The following is a 3,498-nucleotide window of genomic DNA, read 5'->3' on the forward strand; positions in this document are numbered from 1 at the left end:
GAGCCAGAAGGAACTGGGCACGGCAACACACTGCGGCGAGGACCTGATCTCCGCGATGGAACGGGGCGTACGAACACCTCAGCCGGACTTCCTGGGGCGTGCGGACCGGGTGCTGGACGCGGGCGGGGTGCTTCGGGCGGCGGTGGAGGAGGTGCGGGAGGCACTGTCACGGTCACGGACTCGGCATCCGGACTGGTTCCGGGATTTCGCTCGGGTGGAAGCCGATTCCGTGGCGCTCCACGAGTGCAGCAACCAGGCGATTCCCGGCCTACTCCAGACAGAGGACTATGCGCGGGCAGTGTTCACGAAGCGCCGCCCTCTGCTGGACGAGCAGACAGTAGAGAAACGGGTCGCGGATCGACTCGCCCGCCAGCAGATCTTTGAACGCTGGCCCGCGCCGACCTTCAGCTTCGTGGTTGAGGAAGCAGTCCTTCAACGCCCACTCGGCGGACGTACTGTCCACGCCGGCCAACTGCTTCGGCTGAGCCAGATCGGCCGAATGCGAACGGTGGAACTTCAGGTCATGCCAATCGACCGAGACGAACATCCCTCGATGGATGGCCCATTCACCCTCCTCACCCCCAAGGGCCGTAGCGAGGCGGCGTACACGGAGATCCAGGGACATGCCCGCCTCATCACCGATCCAGACGAGGTCCGCTTGTTCAACGAACGCTATGGAATCATGCGGGCGCAGGCTCTCACCCCCAGGGAGTCCTTGACGCTGATCGAGAAGATGCTGGGAGAGCGATGAACACCGAGCGACTGCACTGGTTCAAGAGCAGCTACAGCGGCGGCGAAGGTGGAACCTGCGTCGAGGTCGCCTATGACTGGCACAAGTCCAGCCACAGCAGTGGCGGCGGCGAATGCGTCGAGGTCGCGACCTGCCCCACCACCGTCCACATCCGCGACTCCAAGAACATCCAGGGCCCCCACCTCGATGTCGCCCCCGCCACCTGGTCCGCCTTCGTCGCGTACGCGCAGCAGGCCTGAGCCCCGCCGGTACTGCACCGGATCAGGGCGCCCCTGACTCGGTGCAGTACGACGCGGCTGAACGTGACTCGGCGGGCCCCGATGTAGAAAGCTTTTAAGGCTTTGGGGAGAAGGAACTTCCCAACCCAACCCTCACCTCGGCCACCCGTCGCGCGTGTCACTCGCACGGGTGAGCTTCACCAACTGAGCTGGATTTCGCAGTGGTTGGCTGGCATATGCTCGCCCCCACAACCACAGACATGCGTCGGCCCCCGGCCGGGACTCGCAATCCCGATCGAGGGCCTGACCACCGAGGAAGAAAGCCCCTTCCCGATGGATACCCAGCAGATTAGCGCGCCCTCGCGCGCCCCGTCTCCCCTTCCCGAAGACGCCACGCCGTCATCCGGTGTCGTACACATCAATTCCCGGCACACCAGCCGGTTCACGGTCGTCGGCAACCACCTCGCCCAGCACCGCGAGCTCTCCCTCCTCGCGATCGGTCTCGCCACCCACATCCAGTCGCTTCCCACCGGGGCGAAGATCGGCATCAGGTTCCTCGCCGACCGCTTCCCGGAGAGCGAGGCCCGCATCGCCGCCGCCCTGCGCGAACTGGAAGTCCACGGCTACTTGCGCCGCATCCGCGAACGCCTCCCCCAACGGCCGCGTCGTCACCCGCACCTGCTCGTACAACCAGCCGGACGCGACCCCGCACACGTCTCCGGCGTCCAGGCCGCAGCTCCGGCCGAGGCCGCGCCCCAGGTGCCCCGTTCCCGCACCGGCGCAGTGCGCGACGCCCACGCCCCTGCCCCCCGACCGGACCCTGGCGCCGCCGCCTGCCCTGCCTGCCGCCCCTGCACCCCCTCCGCTGCCCACGCCTCACGCCCCCGGCGTCGAGCTGCTCCGCACCGCCACCGATCTCCTCGCCGATCTACGCCGGGACACCCCGCAACTGTTCCTCTCCGAGCGCGACGTCGACCGTCTCAGCCACGCCGTCGCCGCCTGGCTCGAACGCGAAGCCACTCCCGAGATGATCAGGCATGCCCTGACTTCCGACCTTCCCATGCCCCTCAAGCACCCGGCGAAATTACTCGAACACCGCCTCGCCGCGCTCCTCCCACCGCCGCTTCCCCTCACCTCCGTACACCGGGTGGTGACGCCCTTCCAGACCTGCGACGGCTGCGAGCGCGCTTTCCGCTCCCGCACCTCTGGCCACTGCCGCGACTGCCGAACCGACGAGCACCACCCACCCATCGCCTAGGTCCTGTCCGGCCGATCATGGAATGGTCGGGCATTTGAGGGGCTCAGCAAGTGAGGGCTGCACCGCTTCCGCGGTGGAAGGAGTCCTGCCTTGGCGTGCTGGTGTGCCACGATGGCCCCGGGGAGGCGTGATGCAGTATGTGGTGCTGGGCGCGTTCATCGCGTTTGCTCTGGCTGTAGCGATAAGTGGTGTGGTCGAGCTTGTCACCGGATGGATCCATCCATGGGAGCGAGCCCAGGTCCTGCGTCCTGTGCCTCATGGGCTCGGTCAAGTGCTGACGGGAAGCGGCCTCTGCTGTTTCTTCAGTGTGTTCATCTTCACCTCGTCAGGGGACGCTCTCCGTTCGCTCATGGCAGTGGGTGCTGGCCTCTTCCTCACTGGAAGCGTCCTGCTCGGCGTTTCCCGATTTCCAGGCCGCTGAGGCTGCTCACGACCGGAGCCAGATGGCGACGGCTGCGGCAGTGACCGTGCCGAGAAAAACGTAGCCGCGCTTGTCATAGCGGGTGGCCACAGCCCTGGAGTGCTTCAGCTTGTTGACGGCCCGCTCGGCCTGGGCTACTTCCCCAGCACCGCCTGCATCACGCGCTTCGCGATCGGCCCGCCGAGGCGTCCGCCGGAGATGTCCGAGCGGGAAATGTCCATGTCCGTCGGATCGATGAAGACCGCGACCGCCACCGATTGTCCGTCGGCCTTCTTGCCGTACGAGACGAACCAGCCGTACGGCACCTCGTCGTTGACGTTCACGCCGCGCTGCGCGGTGCCGGTCTTGCCGCCGACTGTGACCCCGTCGATCAGGGCCCGCTGCGCGCTGCCTTCCTTGGCGGTGAACTCCATCATTTCCTGGACCTTCTTCGCCGTTCCCTCGGACACGGCCTGACTCTTGAGCTTCGGCTCGTGCTTCTCCAGGGTCGACAGGTCGGGGCCGCGCAACTCTTCGACGAGGTAGGGCTGCATCAGCTTGCCGTCGTTGGCGAGCGCGGCGGTCACCATGGCCATCTGCATCGGTGTGCTGGTCAGGCTGCCCTGGCCCATGCCCGTCAGAGCGGTTCCGGGCTTGTCCAGGCCTGTCGGGTAGAGGCTCTTGGTGGCGAGCATGTCGCCGAACTCGTCCGAGTAGACATCGGAGTTGAAGCCGAACTTCTCCGCCGTCCCGCGCATCCTGTCCGCGCCGACCTCGGACGCCGCGTCGAGGAAGACGTTGTTGCAGGAGTGCTGCATGGCGGTCTTCATCGACGCCTTGTTGCAGACGGCGTCACCCGCCTCACTGCTGA

The 3,498-nt window shown here is 66.6% G+C and carries 3 protein-coding genes and 1 pseudogene; 3 read left to right on the forward strand and 1 reads right to left on the reverse strand.

Going from position 1 to position 3,498, the window contains the following annotated elements:
- From AB0I23_RS41290 to AB0I23_RS41300, 3 genes and pseudogenes are all read left to right on the forward strand, one after another.
- Positions 1-751: helix-turn-helix domain-containing protein (locus AB0I23_RS41290; RefSeq protein ID WP_359118399.1), on the forward strand; the 751-nt coding region annotated here is incomplete at its 5' end.
- Positions 748-990 (forward strand): DUF397 domain-containing protein, encoded by a 243-nt coding sequence (locus tag AB0I23_RS41295; RefSeq protein ID WP_359118401.1) that lies wholly within the window; start codon positions 748-750, stop codon positions 988-990. The genes AB0I23_RS41290 and AB0I23_RS41295, both read left to right, overlap by 4 nt.
- Positions 991-1,302: 312 nt before the next feature.
- Positions 1,303-2,227: pseudogene (locus AB0I23_RS41300) on the forward strand (helix-turn-helix domain-containing protein).
- 555 nt (positions 2,228-2,782) lie between these two features.
- Here the strand turns inward: AB0I23_RS41300 and AB0I23_RS41310 are convergent.
- Positions 2,783-3,498, reverse strand: a 716-nt coding sequence (locus AB0I23_RS41310; RefSeq protein ID WP_359118403.1) for a penicillin-binding transpeptidase domain-containing protein, incomplete at its 5' end; no start/stop codon positions are given.

Origin of the sequence: Streptomyces atratus (assembly GCF_040655115.1) — a bacterium.
GTDB classification, from domain to species: Bacteria; Actinomycetota; Actinomycetes; order Streptomycetales; family Streptomycetaceae; genus Streptomyces; species Streptomyces atratus_D.